General features: G+C 34.8%; 26 protein-coding genes and 2 pseudogenes. 8 read left to right on the top strand and 20 right to left on the bottom strand.

The features are described 5' to 3' along the window. Positions 1-1,061: 1,061 nt before the first annotated feature. Complete coding sequence (locus M3183_RS20625; RefSeq protein WP_251472577.1) at positions 1,062-1,346, bottom strand: helix-turn-helix domain-containing protein; 285 nt, start codon at positions 1,344-1,346, stop codon at positions 1,062-1,064. Positions 1,347-1,532: 186 nt separating this feature from the next. Here M3183_RS20625 and M3183_RS20620 point away from each other — a divergent pair, with 186 nt between their 5' ends. Both M3183_RS20620 and M3183_RS20615 read left to right on the top strand, forming a co-directional pair. Further along, on the top strand, positions 1,533-2,144 hold the full coding sequence (locus M3183_RS20620) for a hypothetical protein (protein WP_251472576.1): 612 nt from the start codon (positions 1,533-1,535) through the stop codon (positions 2,142-2,144). 1 nt (position 2,145) lies between these two features. Then, on the top strand, positions 2,146-2,349 hold the full coding sequence (locus M3183_RS20615; RefSeq protein ID WP_251472575.1) for a hypothetical protein: 204 nt from the start codon (positions 2,146-2,148) through the stop codon (positions 2,347-2,349). Between the two features lie 134 nt (positions 2,350-2,483). Here M3183_RS20615 and M3183_RS20610 read toward each other — a convergent pair whose 3' ends face one another. The 3 genes from M3183_RS20610 to M3183_RS20600 form a co-directional block, all read right to left on the bottom strand. Beyond that, complete coding sequence (locus M3183_RS20610; RefSeq protein ID WP_251472574.1) at positions 2,484-3,287, bottom strand: ankyrin repeat domain-containing protein; 804 nt, start codon at positions 3,285-3,287, stop codon at positions 2,484-2,486. A 119-nt stretch (positions 3,288-3,406) separates the two neighbouring features. Continuing rightward, positions 3,407-3,574 carry a hypothetical protein gene (locus M3183_RS20605; protein WP_251472573.1) on the bottom strand — a complete coding sequence of 56 codons (168 nt, stop codon included), beginning with the start codon at positions 3,572-3,574 and terminating at the stop codon, positions 3,407-3,409. Positions 3,575-3,639: 65 nt separating this feature from the next. Continuing rightward, positions 3,640-4,377 (bottom strand): DUF1385 domain-containing protein, encoded by a 738-nt coding sequence (locus M3183_RS20600; protein WP_251472572.1) that lies wholly within the window; start codon positions 4,375-4,377, stop codon positions 3,640-3,642. A gap of 494 nt (positions 4,378-4,871) precedes the next feature. Here M3183_RS20600 and M3183_RS20595 point away from each other — a divergent pair, with 494 nt between their 5' ends. After that, complete coding sequence (locus M3183_RS20595) at positions 4,872-5,330, top strand: helix-turn-helix domain-containing protein (protein ID WP_251472570.1); 459 nt, start codon at positions 4,872-4,874, stop codon at positions 5,328-5,330. Positions 5,331-5,650: 320 nt separating this feature from the next. Here M3183_RS20595 and M3183_RS20590 read toward each other — a convergent pair whose 3' ends face one another. The 4 genes from M3183_RS20590 to M3183_RS20575 all read right to left on the bottom strand — a co-directional run bounded on the left by M3183_RS20590 (position 5,651) and on the right by M3183_RS20575 (position 7,787). Then, a complete protein-coding gene (locus tag M3183_RS20590; RefSeq protein WP_251472568.1) occupies positions 5,651-6,085 on the bottom strand; it encodes a hypothetical protein in 435 nt (144 codons plus the stop codon). A gap of 18 nt (positions 6,086-6,103) precedes the next feature. Then, complete coding sequence (locus tag M3183_RS20585) at positions 6,104-6,358, bottom strand: hypothetical protein (protein ID WP_251472566.1); 255 nt, start codon at positions 6,356-6,358, stop codon at positions 6,104-6,106. Positions 6,359-6,439: 81 nt separating this feature from the next. After that, on the bottom strand, positions 6,440-7,414 hold the full coding sequence (locus M3183_RS20580) for a hypothetical protein (protein ID WP_251472565.1): 975 nt from the start codon (positions 7,412-7,414) through the stop codon (positions 6,440-6,442). After that, positions 7,407-7,787: a helix-turn-helix domain-containing protein gene (locus M3183_RS20575; RefSeq protein ID WP_251472564.1), complete on the bottom strand. Its 381-nt coding sequence runs from the start codon at positions 7,785-7,787 to the stop codon at positions 7,407-7,409. The genes M3183_RS20580 and M3183_RS20575 overlap by 8 nt, the downstream gene beginning before the upstream one ends. Positions 7,788-8,605: 818 nt before the next feature. On the opposite strand from M3183_RS20575, the gene M3183_RS20570 reads away from it, so the two are divergent. The 4 genes from M3183_RS20570 (at position 8,606) to M3183_RS20555 (ending at position 13,359) form a co-directional block, all read left to right on the top strand. Next, positions 8,606-9,628, top strand: coding sequence for a DUF3231 family protein (locus tag M3183_RS20570; RefSeq protein WP_251472563.1), 1,023 nt, complete (start codon positions 8,606-8,608; stop codon positions 9,626-9,628). A gap of 99 nt (positions 9,629-9,727) precedes the next feature. Further along, on the top strand, positions 9,728-10,222 hold the full coding sequence (locus tag M3183_RS20565) for a DUF5683 domain-containing protein (RefSeq protein ID WP_251472562.1): 495 nt from the start codon (positions 9,728-9,730) through the stop codon (positions 10,220-10,222). Between the two features lie 1,046 nt (positions 10,223-11,268). Then, complete coding sequence (locus M3183_RS20560; protein ID WP_251472561.1) at positions 11,269-11,859, top strand: helix-turn-helix domain-containing protein; 591 nt, start codon at positions 11,269-11,271, stop codon at positions 11,857-11,859. A gap of 129 nt (positions 11,860-11,988) precedes the next feature. Next, positions 11,989-13,359 (top strand): MATE family efflux transporter, encoded by a 1,371-nt coding sequence (locus tag M3183_RS20555; RefSeq protein WP_251472559.1) that lies wholly within the window; start codon positions 11,989-11,991, stop codon positions 13,357-13,359. 882 nt (positions 13,360-14,241) lie between these two features. Here M3183_RS20555 and M3183_RS20550 read toward each other — a convergent pair. From M3183_RS20550 to M3183_RS20530, 5 genes are all read right to left on the bottom strand, one after another. Beyond that, positions 14,242-15,705 carry an Msr family ABC-F type ribosomal protection protein gene (locus tag M3183_RS20550; RefSeq protein WP_251472557.1) on the bottom strand — a complete coding sequence of 488 codons (1,464 nt, stop codon included), beginning with the start codon at positions 15,703-15,705 and terminating at the stop codon, positions 14,242-14,244. Between the two features lie 211 nt (positions 15,706-15,916). Next, positions 15,917-16,816: a putative RNA methyltransferase gene (locus M3183_RS20545; protein ID WP_251472556.1), complete on the bottom strand. Its 900-nt coding sequence runs from the start codon at positions 16,814-16,816 to the stop codon at positions 15,917-15,919. A 526-nt stretch (positions 16,817-17,342) separates the two neighbouring features. Then, a complete protein-coding gene (locus M3183_RS20540; protein WP_251472555.1) occupies positions 17,343-18,176 on the bottom strand; it encodes a nucleotidyltransferase domain-containing protein in 834 nt (277 codons plus the stop codon). A gap of 40 nt (positions 18,177-18,216) precedes the next feature. Then, on the bottom strand, positions 18,217-18,897 hold the full coding sequence (locus M3183_RS20535; protein ID WP_251472554.1) for a class I SAM-dependent methyltransferase: 681 nt from the start codon (positions 18,895-18,897) through the stop codon (positions 18,217-18,219). Positions 18,898-18,937: 40 nt separating this feature from the next. Next, positions 18,938-19,885 (bottom strand): aminoglycoside phosphotransferase family protein, encoded by a 948-nt coding sequence (locus M3183_RS20530; RefSeq protein WP_251472553.1) that lies wholly within the window; start codon positions 19,883-19,885, stop codon positions 18,938-18,940. 228 nt (positions 19,886-20,113) lie between these two features. Here M3183_RS20530 and catA point away from each other — a divergent pair, with 228 nt between their 5' ends. After that, positions 20,114-20,764, top strand: coding sequence for a type A chloramphenicol O-acetyltransferase (gene catA, locus M3183_RS20525; RefSeq protein ID WP_251472552.1), 651 nt, complete (start codon positions 20,114-20,116; stop codon positions 20,762-20,764). Between the two features lie 120 nt (positions 20,765-20,884). Here the strand turns inward: catA and ant(6) are convergent, their stop codons facing one another. From ant(6) to M3183_RS20490, 7 genes and pseudogenes are all read right to left on the bottom strand, one after another. Continuing rightward, on the bottom strand, positions 20,885-21,742 hold the full coding sequence (gene ant(6) / locus M3183_RS20520; RefSeq protein WP_251472551.1) for an aminoglycoside 6-adenylyltransferase: 858 nt from the start codon (positions 21,740-21,742) through the stop codon (positions 20,885-20,887). A gap of 117 nt (positions 21,743-21,859) precedes the next feature. After that, positions 21,860-22,590: pseudogene (locus M3183_RS20515) on the bottom strand (class I SAM-dependent methyltransferase). A 41-nt stretch (positions 22,591-22,631) separates the two neighbouring features. Then, positions 22,632-23,054, bottom strand: a complete 423-nt coding sequence (locus M3183_RS20510; protein ID WP_026562329.1) for a VOC family protein — start codon at positions 23,052-23,054, stop codon at positions 22,632-22,634. Positions 23,055-23,171: 117 nt separating this feature from the next. Further along, a pseudogene (locus M3183_RS20505) lies at positions 23,172-23,660 on the bottom strand (phosphotransferase); the annotation flags it as partial. 7 nt (positions 23,661-23,667) lie between these two features. Then, positions 23,668-24,075, bottom strand: a complete 408-nt coding sequence (locus tag M3183_RS20500) for a hypothetical protein (RefSeq protein WP_251472550.1) — start codon at positions 24,073-24,075, stop codon at positions 23,668-23,670. 642 nt (positions 24,076-24,717) lie between these two features. Then, entirely contained in the window at positions 24,718-25,392 is a 675-nt protein-coding gene (locus tag M3183_RS20495; protein ID WP_251472549.1) for a YqeB family protein, read from the bottom strand. Between the two features lie 62 nt (positions 25,393-25,454). Next, on the bottom strand, positions 25,455-26,051 hold the full coding sequence (locus tag M3183_RS20490; protein WP_026562326.1) for a TetR/AcrR family transcriptional regulator: 597 nt from the start codon (positions 26,049-26,051) through the stop codon (positions 25,455-25,457). Positions 26,052-26,473 lie beyond the last annotated feature (422 nt).

The following is a 26,473-nucleotide window of genomic DNA, read 5'->3' as shown; positions in this document are numbered from 1 at the left end:
AAAAATACTATCCCTTTAATCTATCCATAAATAATAGTAAATGTTCACTACTTATCCTTTTAATTATCGCAAAATGTGGGCTGATAAGCAATTTTATTCCTATTTCTGGCATCCTTATGGAACAATGTCTAAACCTACCTCTATACAGTGTTAGTCATCACATATAAGAACAGGTTCTTCTCATTCAAGAGCCAATACATCTTTAGTTGATTGCTTTGCTATGACCATAAACATGATAGAGTTATAACTTTCGTATTTCCCCAACTATTCAATGGCATCTAGTCTGCTATTACAGCCTATCGTTACCATCACGATTTCCAGTTAACCCCTAACAGCAAAGCTGTCCCAGGATAGGTAAAACAATTTCTCGGTCTGAAATAAAAAATACTCATCTAAGGAGCGTCATAACGCTGTGGACATCGGCGTTTGAGGGTTTAACGTATTATCCCAAACCACGGGTTAGGCAGACATATTCAATTGTGAATGAAGTTATCAAAAGTTAGTTTCATTCTTAATTGTTTCCAATATATACCTCATTGTTTATGTTTCAGTAATCCTGATTTTCTAATTAGAAATAACAAATATACGGACCTCTATTTACTTAACACCTTTATATTTTTTTGTTGTACTCGAAACGGCCTTAAAACAGACTATATAAGATTTAATTTAATTTTATTGAATATTTGTGTGCCATAATGTGCTCCAAACGGTCTAAATATAGGCTTTATATATCTATTACTGTATATTCCACTTTTTACATAGGAACTCAAACTTCAAATCAAATTCACGTAGTATTGCCTGAACGGGTACCTTACTTCAAAAAATTCAAGTTTTGAAATGCCTAAAATAATCTGTGGCATCAATACGATCTAAATTCACTTCCTGATTGTTCATAGTCAAGGTGAATTTTTCTTATAGGAAGGCCAGGATCTTATCTATTTTCACACATATATTAATGGTTTATGTTTCGGTAATCGTATTTCATTGAATTGTCTGTCAATTAATTAGTTAAAAAAAGAGACTACCAAAAAATATACCAGTAGCCTCACCTTTCAATTACTCTAATCAGTAATCTTTTTTAGTTGTTCTTTGTTTTGTAAAACCTGCTTCATGTATTCTTCAGCCAAATTTTCCATTCCAAAGCCGTTTATTAGTATGTTCAGCTTTGTAGTCAATTCCCCGCCTCTAAAATTTTTGATTAATCTGTAAATGTAGCTTGGTGACAGATTAGTCTTGTCAGATATATCCTTCAGACTATATCCCCTTTGCTTTTTTAGCTGCTCAACAAATTCACCAAAGTGATTTTCAATCATATCAAGAACGTCCTGATTTCCTTGTTGTTCCATTGCTTCTCCTCCTATGTATTCACTGATACCTCGACCAGTTCCTGATTTGTCATAAGACCTTATATACTAAGCACTTGCACAAAAAATAATTACTACTTAATAGGACAAATTTTTTCTATTAAAATGGAATAATTTTTTAAGAGAAATCTAGTATAAAAGGTACGAAAAATTAAAGGGGGAATCATTATGGATACACAAGAATTCATGAATTTATCCGCACTAGAAAAAGTAGAGGTAGCAAATAAGATGCTCAAGGAACAGGAGAAGGACCATTTAAAGAATGTGGCTTCTAAGTTAGGCTTGTCCGAATCTACTTTCTCAAAAATCATGAGAGATAACGCATCTTATCAGTACAACAAAACTAGCAAACAGTACGATCGAATAATGCCAATTGAGGAGTACAAGAAATATCTCCAATCAGGTTCTAACGAGAACAATGTGGAGGAATCATTGAAGTTTATTGCTGAACATCTTGAAGAGTTAAAGGGGCTTTTGCATGAACATGAAACTCAACTGATATTAGATCCTGAAATCTATGATCCTAGCAGTAAAACTATCACTAGAACCATTCAGGTAAACGAGGACATTTATAAAGAGTTCTCTGACTTGTATTCTAGTAGATTCTCACACATTCGCCTTAGAGAAATCTACAGCAAATGTCTTCTGGATTTCATCAGATCCTATCAACCAAAGAAATCACCTGAGTCTAAAGTTAACGGGATTACTTCAGAAGGCCAACAAGTTAAATCACAAATGCTAACAAAAGACCTAAATTGCGAAATTAAAAGGGGGAATTAAAATGAAAAAAACATATGATGTAGTTGTTAGAGTGCAATTCAGTACGATGATTGAAATTGAAGCAAGTAGTGAGGAAGAAGCGATAGAAAAAGCAATAGAGGCCTACGATGATGGGGAAATAATGCCTGAATTATATGATGGTAAGGAGTATTGCGATGGTCTTGGTGATGTTACTGCTGAAGAAACACGAATCATTAGAAATTAAAAACAAAAACGCAAGCCAGTAATTTGGCTTGCGTTTTTAAATACGAATTTTATGTGATTTTTAATTGTAAATTCTCAAGAGAATTTGCATTTTGCACCCCACAAGTAAACCCGCTGAATTAAGTATCAGGGGATTCATTTATCTTTTTGCCACTCATGTAACAATTCAATTATTTCACTCTGCCTGTTCCCATCCCAACCATTTTCGGCTCTTCGGAAGCAATCTTCATCAATCCTCGCTCCCTTTTCAAGGAGTGCCTTGCATACCTCATAGAAGCCGAAATAAGAGCCGATTTCTAATAATGACCTACCGAGAGCATCCCTTTGATTAGGATCAACTCCCAGCTCAAGTAATCTTTTAACAAAAGGTAACTTGTTATTAAATACCGCCCAGTAAATGAGACTTTCACAATTTACTTTTTCATTAACATTGTGATTATTCAAGTATTCATCGAGCATCAGCAAATCATTAGAGTTTAATATCTTTATATAATCCATTTGGGAATCCCTTTGCCTATTCTTTTTTGCAATCTTCTTCATCTTTTTCGTCATTTCTTGACTATGTTTTAGATATTGCTCCATAACTGGTTGGGTCTTTCTTAAATCTACTGAGTTTTTTATATCGAATCCAATAATATCTTCAACTGACAAAACTCCTCCCTCTTCACTTTCGGCAACTTCAAAAAATGGCAATTGCAACCTTTGCCAGAACCCTGAATCATATTGCTCATCATTTAGAATTATTTTAATATCATATGTCTCAAAGTCGGAGAAAACGCCCGTACAATCTCCTTCACCATTTTCAAGAGCATCCTCAATGGTACCCTTCAATCGGAGTAGAGCTGTCTTATTAGAAACAATGATTACATCTTCGTGTGGTTTCCTTTGAGGAAATACATATAAGAGAGGTGGGACCTCATTTCCCTTTTCTTTGTTCATTTAGCTTCACTCCCTATTTCCATACTAATTAATATAATTCTGTAAGAATACCTCTAATTCTTTGTCTTCCAGGTAAAAAAGGTCTATATATGCAAGGGGGCTCTCATATTTCTTAGAATTCATCTCAACCCTACCCGCTTTCCAAATCCGCCATTTCCGGATGAATATTCATGTTGAATTGAATCTATTAACTGAAAGAAACGCATATCGGGATTTGATTCCCATATTTCTTGAAGCAAACTCATAACCCATCCGATTCTCCCCGGATCTCTTTTCTTACCATTCATCCCCGCACTACCTCCTCCGAGTGTGAACTCTAAATATTTTTCCATGTTTAAGAATTTAATAGAATTTAATCTTCATTTGCTAATTCCTTCTCTTCTAATCTTTTAAGTGCCTCTATTGCAACAAATAAATGCTTGTCTTGAGGCTTTGAAGTAAAAAGAAGATATTGTGCAGCTCTACCAATTATTATTATTGAACACCAAATTATTTTTGGCTCATTTCGCCAAATTTCGAATCCAATGCTCCATGCCACTAGATACAACCAAATGGAGTCGCCAAATACCATAAATAATATAGAGAAGCAGATGAAATAGGATGCTACCAAATTCGTGCCACACTTCCGATGCGTCCTTGGCTGCTTGCTTACGTTTTCTAACGTTAAATTCAGACCTTTCTCATATGCTGAAAAGGCCTTATGCTCTGCCGCATGATACTTTGCCACGGGACTTATTTTTATAATTAGACTAACTATAATTAATAAAATGGATAAAAGCTCTAAGGTGTTAATTGGGATGGTATATGAGAAATCAGAGTTTGATCCTTCAATCAATAATAAAAACTTCACTAGAAAAAAGACTATTATCACTAGCAAAAAACGTTTCCAAAATTCAATTAAAACTTGAAATAGCATCAAAAAAGAACGAATAAAAGGGATCTTCGAAAGAATGATGGCTATTTTGTTATCATCCCTATTCATTCTTGTTTCAGTTGTGATTTTCCCATCCTTAAACCGGGCTAATACCTGAGACTTTCCCCCGGTAAAACTCACATAATTAAATCCTGCTCTTCCTCCGTTTATTTCCATATTCTATCTCTCCTATTAACTTTGGGACAATCAAATTATGATGACCTGCTAATTTGGTAAACCTCATTACAGTTAGAAAACCTTCCTTCTGAATAAATATCAAACATTTAAAGTTTTACTTCCGCATTTTTGACTTCCAAATAATTGTTGAAGCAACTGCACCCAATGAAATGGTAATAACGATAGCCAAAACTGAAACGATTAGTAGCCACATACGAATCCCTCCTTCTTTAAGCATTAATAATGAGTTATCAATATTGTTCAAACTTTTTTACTGCTGCTCTTTTTTGCCTTTTGGCAATAAAAAAGCTCACATCCATTAGTTAGAATGTGAGCTCATTAATATATTGAAATCTATTTTGAATGAAGATTTTTTGATTCATAATATTCCCTGCTTTTCATTTTATTATATTGAATTATAATTTAGATTAATGCGATAATCAATGTAATAAATTTACATAATTTTACACAACAAAGAAAGGATAGGTGAAAATATGTATTGTTTAACAATCAATGAAGTGGCAAAAAAGTTAGGGTTACACCCTTACACCATTCAAAAAATGTGTGAGAAGGAAAGGTTTCGAGGTGCCTACCTAGCAGAGAACGGAGATTGGATGATACCTGAAGATGCTTTCATCACTACAAGAAAACAGGATAAAAAGTCAGAAGAAATCCTTCAGCAAATTGATAGAAAGAACCAAGGGGAAGATACCAATGCGGATGTGTTATTTGTATCTCCACAATTAGTAGCCGATTTTTATGAAGTAGCGGTTGAAAAAGTAATATGTTGGATTGAACAAGGATACCTTTCTGGAAAAGAATTGGATGGACAGCCAGGAAAATACTTGGTACCAAAAGAGGAATTTGAATATCTTAAAATGAAAAGAGAAAGTGATTCTACCGAAGAGGAAATAAAAGAACTACTTGGTTCGGACTATATTGAGGGGAAGTAGAAATTGAGGAATAAAAGAGAATAGAAAAGATGTTTTTAACATTATTTGCTTACCCTAAAAGTGTTAACATTTTATTGAACAAGTGTTGATTTATTGAGAATCCATTAAAGAAAAAATGTTACAATTAACAACTAAAATCACCATTCGATTATAGGGAAAGTGTATACACATTTATCTTATAACAAAGTCTCCTATTTCGTTTGTTTCCTAACAATTCAGGAACACATATTGAACAAGTGATTACAAGCATATTTAACAAAGAAAAAGACTAGACCAACTACTTGATCCAGCCTAAATTGATATTGTTTTTGACTACTAAATTAACTTCTATGATCCGAATGATACATATCTTTTTTCTGCCCAACAAAATATTGGATTTGTATCTTTTCACTGATTCTTTTATAGTCTTTCATTAAGGGTTCTACCCTTTGTAAATCTTCTGAATTTCTAACTCCATAATCGAGATAGTCATGGGGACTTTCAGTTTCTTTGTTGCGATCGTCCAGTTCACTATAAGGTAATTTCATCTTACTCCAGAAAAGAGAATCCACTGGCTCGTTATTGATGAGAACTTTAATTTCGTAAGTTTCCAAATCATTTGGTGCTACACGGCAACTGCTCTCTTCATATTCTAGTGCCAACTCCAAAGCCTGTTTCAGTATTTCTAACCCTGCTCTTGATCCCACGATAATACTCTCTGCATTAACATCTGATTGAGCATAGATATTAACTATTCTAAAAGTTGAAGAATCCACTATAATAGCCCTCCATCCTTACTGCCCAGCAATTTTCCCATTATGTTCCAAGACTGCATTTTCCAAACCACTGTATTTCTTTTTAATTTCATTCATGTCTTCTACAAGTGAAACGACATGTTCTTCGAGAACGTCGAATCGTTCCTGATTACATTCGAACCCCGCTTCCAGTGCAGCCATCCTTTCGTTCAGTTTTTCAAAACCTTCATTTATTATTTTTTCTATTGATTTTAGTTGATTGTTAAGCAGCACTTTAATATCATCATTTGTCATTTGTTCATCTCTCCTAAAAGTTTACTTTCTTTCGCTTAGTCAAATACGGATTTTCAGAGAACATAGTCTACTCCATTCTGTTTAAGCTGAATCCTTTATCCCTTTCTTTCCATAGGTAAATTGTGAGAAATAATTAATAAATTTCTCAAAGACTTCCACCAAAATGCTAACAGTTCTCGGAATATCATTTGGGTTAGCTGTGGCGTAAAAGCCTATGCTTCGCTTATTATCGTTGAAATGAATCAAGGGATGTATTTCTCTTCTCATAGACTCTGCTTTATTTACAAAAGCATGAAACCAATCTTCTTTACTAGGCCCAAAACGGATTTCCACAAATGCTCGGTTTCTCACATCATGTACTGAACAATGGTACATAACTTCATCCAACCCTGCCCCAATTTGCATTACTTTGCTATTTTGTGAATGCTTTTTAGAGCTATGGAAGTTTAAGTAATAAGGCATTAGTTCACACAGTTGATCTAGCATATAATCTTTTACGTCATCCTCCCGGTCAAAGTCATATTGTGCTTCCCCAATATATGCTTTACCAATATGAGTTGGCGGCATTTGAAAGTAGTAATCGACTAATTTTAATGGCTGTTTAATCTGGTGAATGATATCCAAGTTTTTCAAAACATCCAATTCATATTGCCTATTGAGCAACTTAATACGCTCAATAACTTCTGGGTCTACCTCAACAGCGAAAAAATTAATATACTTTCTCGGGCTATTCCGAAGTAGTTCCTTTATTTCCTCTATAAAAGAATTCTTTCGGAACTTAGATGCAATCCAAATTACATACCCGTCGGCCGTATTATTAATTAAATCTTTTGTTTTTAAAAAGTGATCCTCATCGGCGGTTGTAATCTGGCACTCTACAAAAATATCAATTTTACTTTCCTTGTTTACTCCATGTAAATCAACCCTTTGGGAACCGTTATTGTACTCCATTCTCATTTTCTCAATCTGGATTCCAATTATTTTTTGAATGACTTCGGGATTCTCTTTAAGATAGAGAGTAAAAATTGTTTCCTTTTTTGAACCTTGTTTACTCATTTTTAGCATCCTCTCTCATAATGTAAGGTAAAACACCCCTTAAAATGCCTATGATGGCCTCTTTGACATTAGATTCAACCAATTGTCCCCTAAACGTAAATTCATTATCGGACAATAAATCAAATAGCTCCTTTACTTCCTCATTCACTCCCAACATTGTCAGTATTTGCTCTGCGGGGATGTCAAGCTCCCTTGCAACAGTCATTGCAATCGGAACTGAAGGGGCATTTCTTTTTCCAGTTTTTATCCTTGATAGATAAGCAGGCGAGACCCCACATTCGGCTGCAAGTTTATTTAAAGAAATCCCCTTTTTAATCCGATACTGTTCCATCATTTTGGCAAATTCACTAGAAACCTTTCTATCTTTCGACACATTTGCCACCCCTTTTTAATGTTTTAATTGCCTACAATTGTTTAACTAGGTTACTAATCTAAATTACTTCGAATAATTCGCTTCGGAATTGATGATTTAAACGTTTAAGAGAAAAACTGTCAACTTGTCGGTAGGCAAAAAAACAAAAAAACCCGCATCCTTTTCAGGACACGAGTTTTATAAAAAATGATTTATATTTTTGTGTACTAAAGCAATTCATATTGATTCCAACCTTCCAAACAATTGTTCGCTACATTAAATTATAGCGTAAAGAATGGTGAATGAAAAGCCTTATTCATGTTTAATAGACTGTAAAAACATATATAGTGTGGAACCTAACATTATAAGAAATTCATTGACTATAATCACTGTTAAGACGCAAGAAATAGGCTACTTTATACTAAAGTGGCCTACCCATACGTTAGAAAACTGACCCTGAAAGGGGAAAATGAAAAAAGACTGAAAAACCTCTTTATTACATCTCTCCCTTCTTCTATTCCGTGTTCTTACGAGGTGTATAGAAAACAATCCGAAAAACAACTGAACACGCTATAAACCCTTTTTTTGGACAAAAGAAAAAGGGACGAAGTCCTACTGGATCCGCCCCGAATTTTAATTGATTTTTGATTGAAAAACCATTGATTACATATTAGACTGCCCGCTGCACTTCCCGCTTCCTTTGCCATTTGGATACCAACTTATTTAGCAGTCGATACCAACTTTCTAGCGTTGGGAAGAGGAGTGTAATAGCTATATACATACTTGGGGGAACATCGGGGAAAAATAAGGAAAATAAGTCTTTTTATCGGAGGATTATAATGTTGGAAAATGGTAAGCAGATAAGGATAACATCAATGGAAATTGCACAACTTTGGTCACAATATTTGAACGATAGCGGAAGTATGTGTATTCTTACATATTTTTTAGAAAAGGCGGAAGATGAAGAGATTAAGCCTGTTATCGAATATGCTTTAGAACTCTCAAAAAAACATATAGAAAAGTTGGTTTCTATTTTTACTGAGGAAAAATACGCAATCCCACACGGTTTTAAAATAGAGGAAGATGTCGATTTAACGGCACCTAGATTATATTCCGACAATTATGTATTAAACTTTATTCATCAGATGTCTATGATCGGTCTTACAACCTACTCGGCTAGTTTATCAGGGTCTACCAGAGCTGACATTACAGATTTTTATACGGATTGTATATCTGAAACCATGCAATTATTTAAAATGGCGAAAGACCTGCTTTTGTCAAAAGGACTTTATATAAGGTCTCCATATCTGCCGAATTTAGAAAAAGCAGATTTTGTGAAAAAGCAGCGTTTTGTATGGGATGTTATTGGTGAAAAAAGACCTTTAGTAGCCTCTGAAATATCCAACCTATTTGCAAACATTCAAAGAAATGCTTTGGGAGCAGCAACTTTGGCGGGGTTTTGCCAGGTAGCTCAAGATAAACAAGTAAAACAATTTATGGTCAGAGGGATTGAAATTGCCAAAAAGCACATTAAATTATTTGGGACCAAATTTGAAGAAAGTTATCTTCCAGTTCCCACAACATGGGCAACAGAAATTACGAACAGCACTGTTTATACTTTTTCGGATAAACTAATGATGTTCTTTACAACAGCCTTAATCGGGTTAAGTATTGGGTATTATGGAACAGGAATCGCTCAAAGCCCCAGACTCGATATAGGAGTAATGTATAACAGATTAATCGTAGAAATCCAATTATATTCTGAGGATGGCTCCAATATCATGATAAAAAATAAATGGTTAGAACAGCCCCCTATTGCATCAGACAGAGATGAGTTAGCCAAAGCTAATCTTAATAGCTGATTTCAAAAGGGAGGTCATGCACCTTCCTTTTTTAAGAAGCAATCATTGGTTAAACAAGATACAGTCTGATGCAGAAAGGCATATGGGGTGAAATTTGCGATGAAAAATAGATATAAATCCCCTTGGTCGGCTTTATTATGGTCATTTGTTTTACCTGGATTTGGTCAATTTTACAATGGCCAACTCTTTTTAGGCTTTGTCTTAATGGTTTTGGAGGTTTTGATAAATTACAGTTCTAATCTAAATATGGCAATTTACCATACTTTCAGAGGGGAGCTGCAACAGGCACATAAGGTCGTTCATTACAATTGGGGATTATTTTATCCTTCCCTTTGGGGTTACGGCATGTGGCAAGCATACAATCAAGCAATTTGCATAAACGATACTCTAAGAGAAAATGGGATAAAGGAACCTCTCAAAAAGGCTAAATTCACAGGAATGCTCTTCGGATCAGTTGCAGGAATGGTTATGGGGCTATTTTCTCAATTTATTTTTATTAGCCCAGTTTACACTGGTCTTGTAATCGGGGTAATTGGAGCGATTTTTGGTCATCTGTTAGAAAAGATTATTTATAAAATAATCAGCAGGCAGTGATTAGAAATTAACAACTAAACAAGCCAGATGGCAGGAGCAAAGGCTCTTGCTTTTTTTGTATGACCCAAAAATAAACGAAATAAATCTAGGGCACCCAAGACATTTTAAGATTTTTCTTTTATTTAGTTATTTTATCTAGTTTAAGACATACGTTCATACCCTACGACGGTGTTTCAGGGGCTTATTTGACCACCATTCCTGTTTTCTTATTTTAGAATGTTTACTTTCCTTTTGGGAAGGAATCGAATGAAACCCCAATAGTTTTCCGTCCCAAAAAGAGTTGGGAAAAACACTTGAAAGGATTCCTATTTTATACTGTGAGGAAACCAACAGAAACAATACCTAAGATAGCCCTAACCCTTACAATGAAAGGATTGGAGGAATAGGGAATAAAAAAAATGATTGGATTTGTGCTGAATTTTGATTAAAAAATGGGATTGGACTGATATTGAATTACGATGGGTTTTTTTCCGATTTTGGAAATAAAAAAAACCGAAGATTTGCCGGGAAAACACCGGAAAAACCCTCGGATTGGGAACATTAATTTTATTTAAGGAACGATTTTTTTATTTAAGATGCGTTAATTTTTGACAGAGACACAGTAGACATATGTTTTGGTACGAAAATTAACAGCTTGTTTTGTATTACATACTCCTATGGTTGCAATGAAACACTAAGCAAACATTTCAGCTAAAGTTTCTGGTTTAGAGTTTTTTGTTTTATGAAATGAAATAGCCTAGGCCCATATTTACCAAGCTATTTCCTATTCTGTTTCGGAACTTATCAAATTAATCACCCATTACTTTAAGTATACTCTTTCACAATTAGCTTTTACGTTTGAAAAATCCTAATTTTTATTTTCCATATAGTTAATCATATGAGGAAGAATCCATAAACCAATAACAGCTATAAACAGTCGAATAATTACAGTCATAAAAACATGATCAAAAGGAAAATAGGTAAACTCTACCTATGTAAACTCTACGGAGCGTTTGTTGATGCGAACCATATAAACCCCTAAGATGGAAATAGAGCAGGAGGAAAAAATGATGGATAATCGTAAAGTTGGAGAGTTAATTTATAATTTACGGAAAGAAAAAGGGCTGACACAGAAACAATTAGCTGATCAAATGAACATTTCTGATCGAACGATTTCAAAATGGGAGCGTGGATATGGCTGCCCAGATGTCACGCTATTACCAAGTTTATCTACCCTATTGGGCGTAAATATAGAAAATATTTTAGATGGTGAATTATCGTCGAATGAATTTGTAGGAGGAAATATGAAAAAGTCAAGTTATTTTGTCTGTCCGTCATGTAATAATGTTGTATTAGCCACTGGAGATATCACCCTATCTTGCTGCGGAAGAAAGCTAGAACGACTAGAAGCGAAGAAAGCAACAGACGAGGAAAAGCTATCAATTACAGAAATTGATAATGAATGGTCTATTTCAAGCAATCATCCTATGACAAAAGATCATTATATATCATTTATTGCTGTTGCTACTGGTGATCAAGTTCAAATTATTAAACAGTATCCTGAGTGGGGTTTACAAACACGTATCCCGAAACGTAAACACAGCAAACTGTTATGGTATGATACTCAATTTGGTTTATATTATCAGATTTTATCATAATTTTATATATAAAAATGCACGAGGTTATGACTTAAATGTTCATACTCATTGGTCTTTCCCCCACTTCAAAATCTTGATCCAAAAAGTGAGGGATTCTTTTGAAATGAAACCTATTAGGAGTTATCTGAAATGAATAAATCTTTAAATGAAACTATGGTCTTAGCAAAACCGATGATTGCCTTTCTCATACCTGTCATTTTTGCAAGTGTTTTGCAATCATTAGGTCAAGTGTTCGGAATTATCGTCGTTGGACAAACACTTGGAGTAGATTCTTTGGCAGCTATTTCTGCATTCTTTCCTCTATTCTTTTTTTTAATATCCTTTGTAATTGGAATTGGATCTGGAAGTTCCATTCTAGTTGGGCAAACGTACGGTGGTGGAAATATCTCAAAAATGAAGGAAGTTGTTGGAGTAACTTTGGCATTTACGATGATCATATCCATTGCTGTCGCCCTAATCGGAGGGTTCTTTACTGAGGATATCCTAAAATGGATGGGAACACCTGAGAATATTCTGGTTGCAAGTACAGAATATGCACGTATTTTATTTGTAACATTACCTATTACTTTCTTATATACCTGCTATACAACCTTTATGAGAGGTGTTGGAGATTCAAAAACACCTTTTTATTTCTTATTAATTAGTATTATCTTAAATATCGCCCTGCTTCCAATTCTTATTTTCGGTTGGCTGGGTTTACCGGAATTTGGAATAAATGGTGCTGCTTACGCCTCTGTATTATCCAATTTCATTACATTTGCGATTCTATTAGTATACTTACACAAAAAAAGTCATGTACTCAAATTAGATTCAATTATTTTGAAACATCTTCACTTGAAAGGCTCGGTATTGAAAGCCTTACTGAGATTAGCCGTTCCTACCAGCATAAGTATGGTTTCAATCGCATTGTCAGAAATTGCAGTCATAACTTTTGTAAATGATTATGGATCCAATGCAACGGCTGCATACGGAATCGTGAATCAAATTGCAAGCTACGTTCAAATACCAGCGATGAGTATTTCAATTGCCATTTCAGTATTTGTTGCACAAGCTGTGGGGTCCGGGAATATTTCGAACATTAAACATATAACGAAAATAGCCATTACACTAAATTATCTTCTTGGTGGTATTCTTATTCTCATTCTTTACTTGATACCAAATCCGATTTTGGGAATTTTCTTAGACAACACTGATACTATTAATCTTGCAAAAGATCTTATTATAATCTCATTTTGGAGTTATGTTATTTTGGGTCATACTCAAGCAATTTCAGCAACAATGAGAGCAACAGGTACGGTATTATTGCCAACAATTTTTACAGTCACAAGTATTTTGATGATTGAAGTTCCAGTAGCATACTCCTTGTCACACTTTACAGGACTTGGGATAGATGGAATATGGCTCGCATATCCAGTTACGTTCATAGTCAATTTCTTGGCTCAATCTATTTACCACCGATTTTTTTGGAAAAAGAAATCTTTTAAGGCACTAATTAATTAAAACCTACTAAAAAAGAAGCTATTTTACAAATAGCTTCTTTTTTCTACTTCCGCACTAAACTGCCAGTTGTAGTCGCAAAACATAAACGGGAAGTATTCCTCCTTCTTTTCTTCCTATTTTCTGTAAGAAATTGAGATTTTTAGGAAAACATAGTTGGTAAATGAAATGACAGGAATTAGGGGTTAATAAAGGGGGTTTTCTGCATTTTCTCCTGCTTTTTTCTCTCTTTTTGTCAGGTTTTCTTTCTTTGAAATCCTTTATTTTCAGGCATTTCTCCTGCTTTTCCTCTTGCCTTCCCATTGCTTTTTTCAGGCTTTTTCTTTGGCTTCCTCAAACAAAAAACACGAGGAAAATTGGATGGATAATCCAACTTTCGCTCGTGTCATATTCAACTGCTAAAATGTCCTTCCCCGTTCCCCTTCACCCCCTCACTCCCCTCAAACCCTTGTGACTCTGAGCCTCAACCCTCTTTCTCCTTCTCTCCTCCACCCTTTCTTCTGCTACATTGTTCTTCCCCCCCATTTTCGCCCTCTTTTTTCCGTTCTGGATTGTATCGAGTATTCGGACAACGTTAAAAAGTTTTTCCCGTAATGCAGGAGAGAATTGGGAATAAAGATTGGAAAAGCAAATGGAAAATATTGATTAAGCATGGAAAATCCTACGGGTTTATACGGAATGCCTCTCGATTTTTCCTCTTTACTCCTCCCCCTCTTCCTTCTGTTATCCTTATTGAACAAGGGATTGAAGGATATTGGAGACAAAGAAAAGGGACGAAGTCCTATTGGACCCGCCCCGAATTTTGATGGATTTTTGATTGAAAAAACCGATTGAATAACGATTGATTACATAATGGACCCCTGACATCCCTTCCCCGTCTTTTCATTAACTTCTTAATACTAATTTTTGATCCCCTATGAAATAAACACAATCGGCTACTCTATCGACAAAGGTTTGATCATGCGATACAAATAGTACAGTTCCTTCATATCCTTTTATAAACCGTTCCAACGCTTCAATACAAAAAACATCCAAAAAGTTCGTGGGCTCATCCAAAATGAGTATATTGTATCTTCCTAAGAATAGCTGACACAATACTAGACGAATAGACTCTCCACCGCTTAAATTACGGACATTCTTTTTTAAATCATTTCCTGTAATGTTCATAGAGTGAAGAACAGAACGAATTTTGCTCTCATCGAAATCACTTCTATCTTTCATAAATTCCAGTACAGTTTCATCCTTTGTAAACTGATAGTCCATTTGTTCATAAATGCCGATAACCGCTTTTGGCGAAATCGTAATCCCTTCACCACGCTGTAAAATATGCCGAAGCAACGTTGTTTTACCTGAACCGTTTTTACCTGTAATAGCAATGGTCTTGCCTAACGGGAATTGAAAACCCGATTTATCAAGAAGTGTCTTCTCCCCCGCCTTTAGCCTTAACTTATCTGCCATTATCGGAAATTTATTGTGTAATTGTAAAGCACTAGACTGGTGAAATCGAATGATTTGCTCTTCTTTCGGTGCTTCCACCGCTTCAAGTTGTTCTACTCTTTGCTCTATTGCTTTTGCTGCTCTTTGGACTGCCTTTTGACTTGTATCCTTGGATTTCGTCATAAACATTTTATTCGCCTTTGCTTTTGTTTCTTTTTTGGACATATGACCATTGGCCTGTGTAATTTTTTCAGCCTTCTTCATCTTTTCTTCTGCGGCTTTGATAAGACGTGATTTTTCTTTTAAATACTTGTCATGTTGTTCCTGCTGTTGCCTTTTCTGAAGTGCTTTTTGTACGACGTAATCCGAATAGTTCCCTGTATATTCCGTTACAATTCCATTTTGGACTTCCCAAATCTTTGTCACAAGTTTATCTAATACATACCGGTCATGACTCACGAGTACGAGTGCACCATAATAGTAAGCCAATTCTCCGATAAAAAGTTCTACACCCTCTGCATCAAGATGCGTGGTTGGCTCGTCAATTAATAAACCTTCATGATAGTTTGAAAAAAATTGAGCTAGTTTCAGCCTTGTTTGTTCCCCACCGCTGAAATTATTGATGTCTGTTTCAGGAATAGACAGCTTTCCTTTTAGGTCATAATCCGCCTCTGCTGGCCCTGGTACAGTTAATTGATCAAAATAAGCAAAGTCTACATGACTTTTCACTTTTCCGTTTGATGGTTGAACTATACCCGCTAGTAACTTTAATAACGTACTTTTTCCTGCTCCATTTTTCCCGACAACACCGATGCGATCAAACTGATGAACAGCTAAACGATCAATCACTAATACAGTTTTATCTAAATAAGTTAGTTCAACATTTTCTAATTCAAAACATATTTCTTCCATTTTTGCTACCTCCCGAAAATTGTTGATTTCGTACCGATAGCTAGGACCGATACGAGCCTTTATTTCAAGTTAAAGCCCGTATCAAAAGAATAATAAAAATTGCATCATTTACTCCCCCTATTTCGTAGGATTATTAATAATCCATTTATTGATAATCAAATTGTTATAGAAAATGGTACAGCTATGGGACACCCCTTACACTTTTTCGAGTTTAATTTGGCCGTTCATTAGTTTTGTTTGACTTATTTATTCCTACCAAAATATCTAAGTCAATGGTAATCCTGGAAATTCCACGATTTATAATTTGTTCCATATCGTCCTTACTCATATTCCAGGAAAGTGGCGACATTTGAGTTAAATTTGTTAAATCTTTTTCATTTAGTCCCCTGGTATAACTAATTTCGAAAGTGTCCATAAGATGAAAATGCTGTTTAAAAAGGGATACTGTTTCATCATTTTTATATGACGTTTTATCTTTCTCATCGAATCGTGCTTCTCGTAGTTCTTTTAAATAATTTGAACGAGGAACAACTTTAATAATGAGACCATTAGGTACTGAGATCCTTTGGAATTCCTTATAATTTGCAGGTGATAGGATATTCAAAATGATATGGCATGATTGATCCTGTAATGGTGAATTTGCTAAATCACCGACAAGCCAAATGGATTTTTTGTAATTGCGTGCCGCCATTCGTATGCCCTCTTTTGAAATATCTAAACCAATTCCTGCAATTATTTCATTCTTACATTCATCTAAGATCCTTTGTAAATGTGATCCTTCTCCACACCCAGCGTCAAGAATCATGATTTTATCATTAGAGGCATTCATATTTTCATCAATAACTTCCGAAATCTTCTCATGCAGCAGGATGTAAAGGCCACTTTCCATAATGATTCGATTTCTTGCTTCAAATATTTTTTTGTCATAATGACTATTTGTAGAACGAGTCATCATATTTACATATCCTTGCTTTGCAAAATCAAATGTATGATTATTCGAGCAGACAAGACTTTTTAAATTAGCAAATATCATTGGACTATTACAAAGTGGACAACTAAATATATGAACATATTTACTAACTAATTCAGCACTTTTTTCTTTATTAGTCATGTTCCCTCTTCCTTTCAATAAAAAAATCACAAGCATCTGCCTGTGATCTGAGAGTAAAGGGAAAGAGAACCATCCTTATTCCGTTAGGGGCTATTAAAAGCCGTCAGCAAATAAAACCTACCCTTGATCTAATCAACGAAAGGTTAAAATTAGACAAAAATAAAGAAAGGCAAATAAGTCGCCTTTCTTACATTACATATTTTCCACACATAAACAGACAATAAGGATCCGCCCATAAGCTGGTTGGGGGAAGTAAATTGCTGGATGTGGTGAATAACTATGAAATGAAGATTATTAAAAAAGGACAGACTAATCCCGTTTACTCTGAATACACAAACAGAGCCTTTGACCGTATTCAATTACTGGTTCAAAGTTGGGAATCGTAGTCTCATAAAATGTGTCATTTTTTAATAATCCTCCTTAACGTTTAAATGTATAGTAATTATTATAGGTTCTCTTTTACAAAAAGTCAAAGATAAATAGTGCTTTTACAATTAGAGACGGTTATTTACCTTCAACTTGATATTTATTTTAGTATCATTTCCGTTTCCGACACAAGGTCATGCAACATTTTAACCGCTTCACTCGTATGATCTGAATCGGAAGAAATTAATGTAACAATCTGGTCGATGTTTTTCTTGTAATTATTGGGTTTCTGATTAAAGCTCTCAATCATTCGGACAGCTTTTTTCTCATTGATACAGTATTCATCATTCAAAGCAAATAATACTTGATTTAAACATGAAATAGTTCGGAAGCAGTGCCCCATAACAAATGAAATATCATCCTTATCCACATTGTCCTTCGCAAACATTAAAGAGAAAGATGCTTCGAACATAAAATAGCCGATTATGGCATCCTTTAATGGTTTTGGATAAGGGCTAGTCTTAGCTTTTAAATCTGAAATTTGATTAGTACGTTCAAACAATATTTTGCAAATGGAGATTTCCCCCATATACATAACATTTAGATAGGCATGTGGATGTCCCGTATGATAATGAGTAGAAACCTTGCCCTCTAAACAATCATCAATTACTTGAGATACCCTTTTTATATCCCGAAAAATCAAATCTACATGGTACCCTTGGACAACTAGCCATCCGCCGCCATTAATCCAGGCACCCCACTCGCCTAAAGATGTAACCAAGTTTTCTCTATGATCATCATCCAATCTAGTAGCAGCTTCACTAACCCCTCTGACATCAAACCCTGCCGATGTATCATAATATATTCCAATATCTATATCGGAAGTTGGGTGATTCGTACCTCTTGATCTTGATCCTCCTAATACCACTCCAACAATGCCCGGGACATCTTTTAATTCATTGTTAATTTCATGTAAAATGTTTTCTACGCTCAACAATTTTCAACTCCTATTTTTATCCTATGGTTAATAACATTCACTCAGTTATCATCGAAACAATCGGTTTTTCCAAAATAATCCCCATTGCCCAATTCATTCTACGAAAGGTACAGTTAGGCAATAATTTTCCATATATCTCATAGTATTTCTGTTCTGAAAGGTACTTGTCAGATGCTAAATGTTCGAGCCACGACTTTGAAGTGTTATACTTGAATACTCTCACAGCATTTTTCACACCGAATTTGAAACAGTTAGGAAGAAATTCTTGGATTGCTCCTAATATGTAAACGTACGTTGGTGGGGTTTCAACCTTAGACACATTATCAAGAATAACAATTTTCCCACCTTCGTACAGCAATTCTTTCATTTGATTAATTACAATTGATATATCCCTCAAATGATGGAAAGTCGTCCTGCTTACGATATAATCAAACTTATACCCCAAACTAAGATTTTCTGCATCCATCTTCAAGTATGAAATATTCGAACACTGACGCTTCTTGTTGGCAAACTCAAGCATCCCTTCCGATATATCAATACCAACTACCTCGCTAAAAGATAATTCATAGACTAATATTCCCGTCCCACATCCAATATCTAATGCTCTCCCTTTTTCTATTGGCATATTAGCAATAAAAAAGGTATTGTCATTCAGAAGATTAGTTACAAAGTCATACTCTTCAGCCACTTTATCAAACTGTGATCCTGTAATACTCATATGTTCACCCCCTCCTATTCAACAATGGGATAGATTTACCTTACCATTTACTTATTTCATTCAACTCTTCCTGTAAATAGTTCATCGTTATAACTCTTTCTTGTTCCCCTTGTTTATCATATAAAAGTTGTTCCATAAATTCCCATATATCTCCCAATCGTCTCTTTCCCTTATAAAAGGTCATTGCTTCAGGATTAATTGAAAAGTTTTGATGAGTTTTCCGATAGATACTTAAAAATTCATTAAAGTAGGGTTTATCATCTAAGAACATCAAGTCAGCTTCAGGCGGGGCTAGTTTCAATCCTTCCCAATCAATTAATATTAGCTCTTGTCCCGACTGCATTAAATTCCAATTGTGTAAATCTGTATGACATAAGGCCATTCTTAATTTTGAGTTTTTCAAGTTCTGTGAATGCTCCTCAAGTGTATAAATCAGATCATTTAATTGTAGAATGTAGGAATGGATCAATTCCCATACCTCAGACGGAAAATCATTTCTCCCTTTTTGCAATGTTTGTCTCAACATCGGTAAAAATGGAACCTCAAAATCTTCTATAAAAGCATCAGTCCCAATTGGAATGTTATCACTATATGAATGAAGCTCTGTTATGATCTTTGAAAGCTGATAAACCTGATTCTCTGTTAAATCTCGATCCCCAATCGTTTCCCCCTCAATATATTCATAAAGCAAATAAATCCCATACTCATCTTCACATTTATATTTTCTTTCACTTGTCATCATAGGAACGGAGATTTTCCCTTTTAAATTGCTATTCTTTATAAGCCATACCAAGATTGGAACATATTGATCAATCAGAGCAGTCAACTTCGGTGTGGAAGCTCTGCTTTTTTCATATACCTTCAAAAAATAGCTTTGATTTTTATTTGACACTTTATAAGCGAGCGATGCCCATCCACCCCGCTGAGGCGACACAACATTAATCTCTATGTCATAAAAGTCTTTTAATATACTTTTTACTTGATTCATCCTAGCCCCTCCAGTAAAAACTTACAACACGGAAAAAGTATAACACAATTCGAGGTTGCCCTTTAATTATTGTAAAAAGCCATACATATGCGTATTAGAATGGTTGAATATGAATTTCAAATGATTTAGTATCTTATTTAAGGCATTATTTATGAGGTGAGGGTATTGGTGAAAGCAGACAAGTTAGCCTCCTAAAAATCAAAAACACATTTTTAGGAGGCTAATCAAATGAAATTTAATCTAATTGAAAAAGAAAAATGGGATAGATTGCCGTATTTCAAGCATTACTTAAATCAGAAGTGCACATTTAGTATTACAGCAAATATAGATATTACAACGTTATTGGAACAGCTCAGGAACAAAGGGATAAAGCTATATCCATCCTTTATTTACATGGTCACTAGAATAGTAAATTCTCATAAAGAATTTAGAACTTGCTTAAAAGATGATGGTACTCTGGGTTATTGGGAAAGTATGTTGCCTAGCTATACAATCTTCCATAATGATAACAAATCATTCTCAAGCATATGGACCGAATTCTCTGATGAATTTCGTGTCTTCTATAAAAACTATCAAGACGATATGAAACAATATTCAGAGGTTAAAGGATTTTTCACAAAAGAAAATGTACCAGAGAATACCTTTCCTATATCTAGTATTCCATGGGTTAGTTTTACTGGCTTCAACCTAAGCGTAAATAATAATCATAACTACTTATTACCAATAATTACTGGCGGAAAATACTGTAATCAGGAAGATAAAATATTATTGCCTATTTCTTTACAGGTACATCATGCGGTTTGTGATGGATTTCATGCGAGTATTTTTATAGAGGAACTACAGCAACTTTCTAATAACTGCCTTGATTGGCTCACATAAGTATTGATGATGTAGCTTAATAAATTTAGTTAAGGAGTTGCTTTGGTGACTCCTTTTCTTAATTATATTCAAACCCCATCTTTACCTAGTTCTGATTAGCTCACCTTTATTTGACCTTTATTACTCATTCAATGACTGATAAATGTTTTGCGTATACTTCGTGATGGCCTCGTCATAATCTGGATACTTATATCCAAGACTTTCTGCCACAGATTTAGAGTATTTTCTAAATAACTCATAACAAGTAAATAAAGACTTCCACATGTTTGAGTAGCTACTCTCAGAATAAGTTGTGAGTAATGTTTCCCGATCATCTTTCGGTAAATACTGTTCAATAAATTTATAGTTTTTCCCTACACTAAAGGTAAACCCTTGCTCTAATCCTATTTGCCAAGACATCATTCTTAACAGATTAGGCCGTACTATCTCGTTCAAATGGTCAATTGCAAATAGAATTTCTTTTCTAGCCAATCCCTTTACTACATATGTAGAAACCCACCAAAATTCATTGCAGCAATCATCAAATTCTCTTGCTGTGGGCTTTTTAATCCAATACTTTCGATCATTTGCGACCACTTTATTTTTGACAAGACCACCCTTATCAAGTAGGACTTCTACTAGCCCATCACTATTAGAAAAGTAATCATCTACTTCGTTTATCGGAATAAGTGTTAAGTCAATTCTATTGCCATCTTCAAATAGCATAAGGTAGGAAAACCAATTCCCTAACTCCGGCGGAAAAAGCTCCATGTCTTCCGGTTTTTGCATTATCAAACGTTTCCCAAAAACATTCAGCCATTCATCATTCTTTTTGAAGGAATCCATATCTGTTACAAAATAAGAAATATCATAATCCTGCAATGAATCACGGGGAATGTTTTTGTTTGCACGTGAACCTTCCAAAGTTACCAAGCGAATTCGATTATCGTTCTTAGCAAAACTAATGAGCAAATTCATCATTTCTTGTTCACTTCTCATTGTATTAATCCTCCAATTTGTTGAAAAGTAGTTTATGTGCCGTATACGAAGAAATCTCAGAAAATTACTGTTCTCAGATTTCTATTTGTGTACTTTTTATTTAGCAAACTATTACTATTACTTTTCTACTGAAATGATTAAAAACATGGGTCTTCTGTTTTCATCTTTCATCCCTGGATCATTCCTTACCATTTCTTCCGTAGCCATAGGTTCCTTAACCGCTTTTATTTTAAAACCTATATGAATTAAATCATTAATATAAGTAGAAATTGTACGGTGATATTTGATCACATTCTCGGTTAGAAAAGTTGTATTACGTACCTCTTCTGATTGGTAATTATCCACTGGCCAATGAAGGCGATTTCCTTGATCATCATAATACCAATCTTGTTCGTCCCGAGAAGTAAAAATCGGATGTTCCACGGAAAAAATAAAAGAACCTCCAGGTTTTAAATATTGATAAACTATTTCGCAAATAGTATCAAACGATTTAATATAGTGAAAAGCTAAAGAACTGATCACTACGTCAAATTGTGCGTCCGAAAAATTGATGTCTTCAATTGGCATTTTAATATACGTAATTAAAGGATCATCTGTTTTTTCACGGGCTGTTTCAAGCATTTTTCGGATATATCTACTCCAATTACCGAACTTGCTTAGTGTTCACGTGCGTATCGACAATGCCAACCGAATCCGCACCCCAAGTCAAGTACACTCTTATTTTTCAACTCTGGAAATAAGGATTTTAAAACCGGCCATTCTCCTGCACCTTCAAGCCCTTTAACTGATCTTGGCATTTTTTCATATTCAGAAAAAAACACAGCATCATCATATTTGTTTTGTTTCATAATTTAAACATCCCCTATAATACTCTTTCCTTAACACATGTCTATTCCTCTATCTCCCAAGCTGGGTTCCAGACTACTTCCCACAAATGCCCATCCGGATCCTGAAAGTGACCGGAATATCCACCCCAAAAAGTGTTGTGTGCAGGGTCCGTTATTGTTGCACCCGCTTTTTCGGCTTGTTCTAATACCTTATCTACTTCTTCTTTACTATTTACATTGTGACCAATTGTAAATTCAGTAGGACTTGCTGGAGCCTGTGTAACTTTTGCCTCATATGCAATATCTTCTCGTTTCCAAATAGCAAGTTTCAAACCTGATTGTAGTTCAAAAAAGGCTACTGCTCCATGCTCAAATTCTTTACCTACAATACCTTCTGTGGGTAGTCCCAATCCATCACGGTAGAATTCTAATGCTTTTTCCAAATCATCTACACCTAATGTGATTACTGTGATTCTTGGTTTCATAATTAATGACACCTCATCTTCATATTCATTTTTACCATTAAACTTTTGGCAATAACTAATCCGAGTCCTGTCCCCATGTCCCTGCGTCCACTACCCGCTACTTAATGTAATTTCAAATTACATTCCAGCTAAACCTAATTCTTTATTTGCCATCTGAATATATTCATCCATCCCAGATATTAAGGCAAATTCGGCAATTCCAACAGGGTAAGCAGCATTTAATTCAATAATATGTTCCCTCATCTTAGGCCAATGATACCCTCCAGCTTCTTTGTAAGACTTGATAAGTGTATCAAGACCTTCTTCACCAAATACTCTGTAATGGCCAACGAAATCAGTGGAAATATCAGCTACCTTTGCTTCTGTCCAATCAATTAACCCCGTTACATTTCCTGAACTTTCAACGAGGATATGTCCTGGGTGCAAATCTCCATGAATCAGTCCGGTTTCTTTTGGCCATATTTCTTCATCATTCAACCACGACCGCCATCTATTCCATAACTCTTCTCCCACCCCAAATTTCTCCTTAACAGCATCCATTCGGTCTTTCATGATTTGTTTTACTTCCTCTGGTGTATCAATGAGTCCATCAATCACAAACACTTTCTTTAATTCAGACTTTCCCCTTTGGTTTATCTCCTATTAATCCAAATAAAAACATCTGAGAAAATGCATACTTATTGTACGCTTTTGAGACAACTGAGGGAATTGTTAAATCAAGGTCCAAGTAAGTGGTTAGGATTAACTGGGTGAATTCTTTTTGATTCGTTAAGGCGTATTCCTGCAATTGTTTTACAAACTCCTTACTAACTTCCTCCCTTCCCCCTAGTGATTGTTGTAATTGGTACCCTGCCTTATATAGTTCAGCAGCTATATCTTCATCCGATTTCTGATGTTCAGCTACATAGTTGGAAATCCAGTCACGTACAAGGGATGAAGTATCTTTATTATTTTCTTTAGCAATCTGTTGGAAATTCTCCTTTAGTTCTTTTGATATACGTATGTGCAAATTCGTATCCATTAAAATTTTGCCTCCTTAAAATAATAGACTAATCATAGCATTCTTGTGTTTACAATGTCAACACAATGTATTTACAGATATTATTATTCCCCTGTTAAAAAGTCCTTCCCTGCCCAAATCACCCTCAAACCCATGCTGATCTAAGGGGCAACTTCTTTTCTCTTCTTTCCAATCTGTTATTAAGTTCTTCCCCAAAACCCCCGATTTCCACCTCACTTTTTGGCTCTGGATTGTATCGAATATTCTACTAATGTTAAAAGTTCTTCCCGTAATGGAGGAATGAATCAGAAGAAAAGATGGGAAATGTAGCAATTTTAGGACATAACGGACGGAAAAAAAAGGCGAATAAAGATGAATAAAATTCGTTGGATTTATGTGGTGGGCATAGTAATTGAAAAGGGATTGGATACCTATTGAATTCAGTTACGACAAGGGATTAATTGGACTTTCTCCCGATTTTGGAAAAAAAAGGGGCAAAATCCTATTGGACCCGCCCCGAATTGATATTAATTTTTTATTGAAAAAACCGGTTGAATAACAATTGAATACATAATAGTCTGCCCGCTGCTCTTCCAGCTTCCTTTGCCGTTCGGATTCCAACTATTTAGCAGTAGGTACCGACTTTAAGGCATTGGAGACAAGTTAGTCATGAAAATTTCGTATATATTGAACCTCTCCCTCATCTTTCACAACAATTCCAAGTTCATTTAAGTCCATTCTTAAATGTTTTATTTTTTTCTTATCTCCTTCTCTAATTGCATTCCGACGTTCATATAAGATGGCATAGACATTATCTCCTACTGTATGATCTTCAAGTGTCCAGCGTTTGTATTGATCAGCATATGAATCCTGTTCACTCCAATGATAGTGATGATTCAGGAATTTTTCTCGTATGATTCCTTTTTTTATGTCTGTCTTTTCTCTCAATAATTCTTGTCCTTTATTACCTGTAATGATAACTGTTTGATCCTCCATAAAGATTTCTTTTACGTCTGAACTGTTAATTCTATTTTCTTTATCATCTTTATTAATCAAAATTTCTGTATCACTAATACTCACTTTCAAGGCTTCACTATAGACTGTTAATGACAAAAGAACCCCTATAATCGCACCTATAATCATCAAGACAATAGAAGTCCAAAAAGGGTCAAGTGACTCCAAGAGTACAATGACCTTTGAATCATTAAAAAGCGGAATTTTTATGATGAAATCCAATAATCTTGGAAGAAACCAACCAATCGTTCCTAACACAATAGGAAATAAAACAGCAAAGAGCTTTTCCAAGAAACCCATACCAATTGTGGATGTATCTTTCATATTATTTTTTTACTCCTTCATTCTATTTTTTTTAATAGATGATTCTATTTCCTAAATTAGTGCTATATGACTATTTTTAACACCATTTTAATTAATTCATTTTTATATTTCTCAAAACTAAAGGTTTTATTATGTTTAAGCATACTTTCCTCAATTGCTCCTTGAATCAGGACACAGATCATTTCAACATCAAACTGATTAGAAAACTCCTTCTTTTGTTGCCCATCTAATAGAATCTCTTTGAGCAATGTATATATTGGATCTTCGTCTTCTTCCCCATTGTCAGCTCTATAGAATGGAATTCCTTCTTCATTTTCAACATTAAAGACAATCTCAATTAATGCGATATTATATTTAAAGTTAGCCACTTGATAAGCCAAACACGCTTCAATATATGCAGTTAATTGCGAAGTAGGTGTTTCCTCCTGAACCACTTTTCCACTAATAAAATCCAATTTTTTTTCTAACAAGTACAGTAAAGTTTGATTAATTAAATCCATCTTGTCGGAAAAATGATAAGAAATTAAACCTGTGCTCACCTTTGCCTTTTTGGCAATTTTAGTTAAACTCACTTTTGTATAACCAACTTCTTCAAGTGTGTCAATACAAGATTGAATAATCTGCTCTCTTCGTGCTTCCGCAATAAAAGATTCACCCATTTTTAAAAACATCTCCTTTAAATCATATTACTTATCCAAATAAAATATTGATTGCACAATCAAAATATTGATTATACGTTTTATTTTACTTGCATCTTTTATTATTGTCAAATATGCTTCCATAATTAATGGAGCAGGACTTCTGGGTTTTATTTATTAGGAATTTTAAACGAAAAGAAAAGCAGTTTAGATGATTGGATCCTTATTGGACAAAGGATTATATAATTATTGAACAACAGAAACAAAACTGGACCCGCTAATGGAATCTAGCCTGAATTTTGATTGATTTGTGATGAAAACAACTAATTGTTTAAGGATTGAATACATATGGGTTGCCCGCTGCTCCTTCCCGATACCTTTGCCGTTCGGATACCAACTATTTAGCATGGGGAAGTAGAAAGTAGCAACTATATAGTTGTGCT

It is taken from the genome of Neobacillus mesonae (genome assembly GCF_023715155.1).
GTDB lineage: Bacteria > Bacillota > Bacilli > Bacillales > Cytobacillaceae > Neobacillus > Neobacillus mesonae_A.
This window is presented reverse-complemented; position numbering and strand designations above follow the sequence as displayed.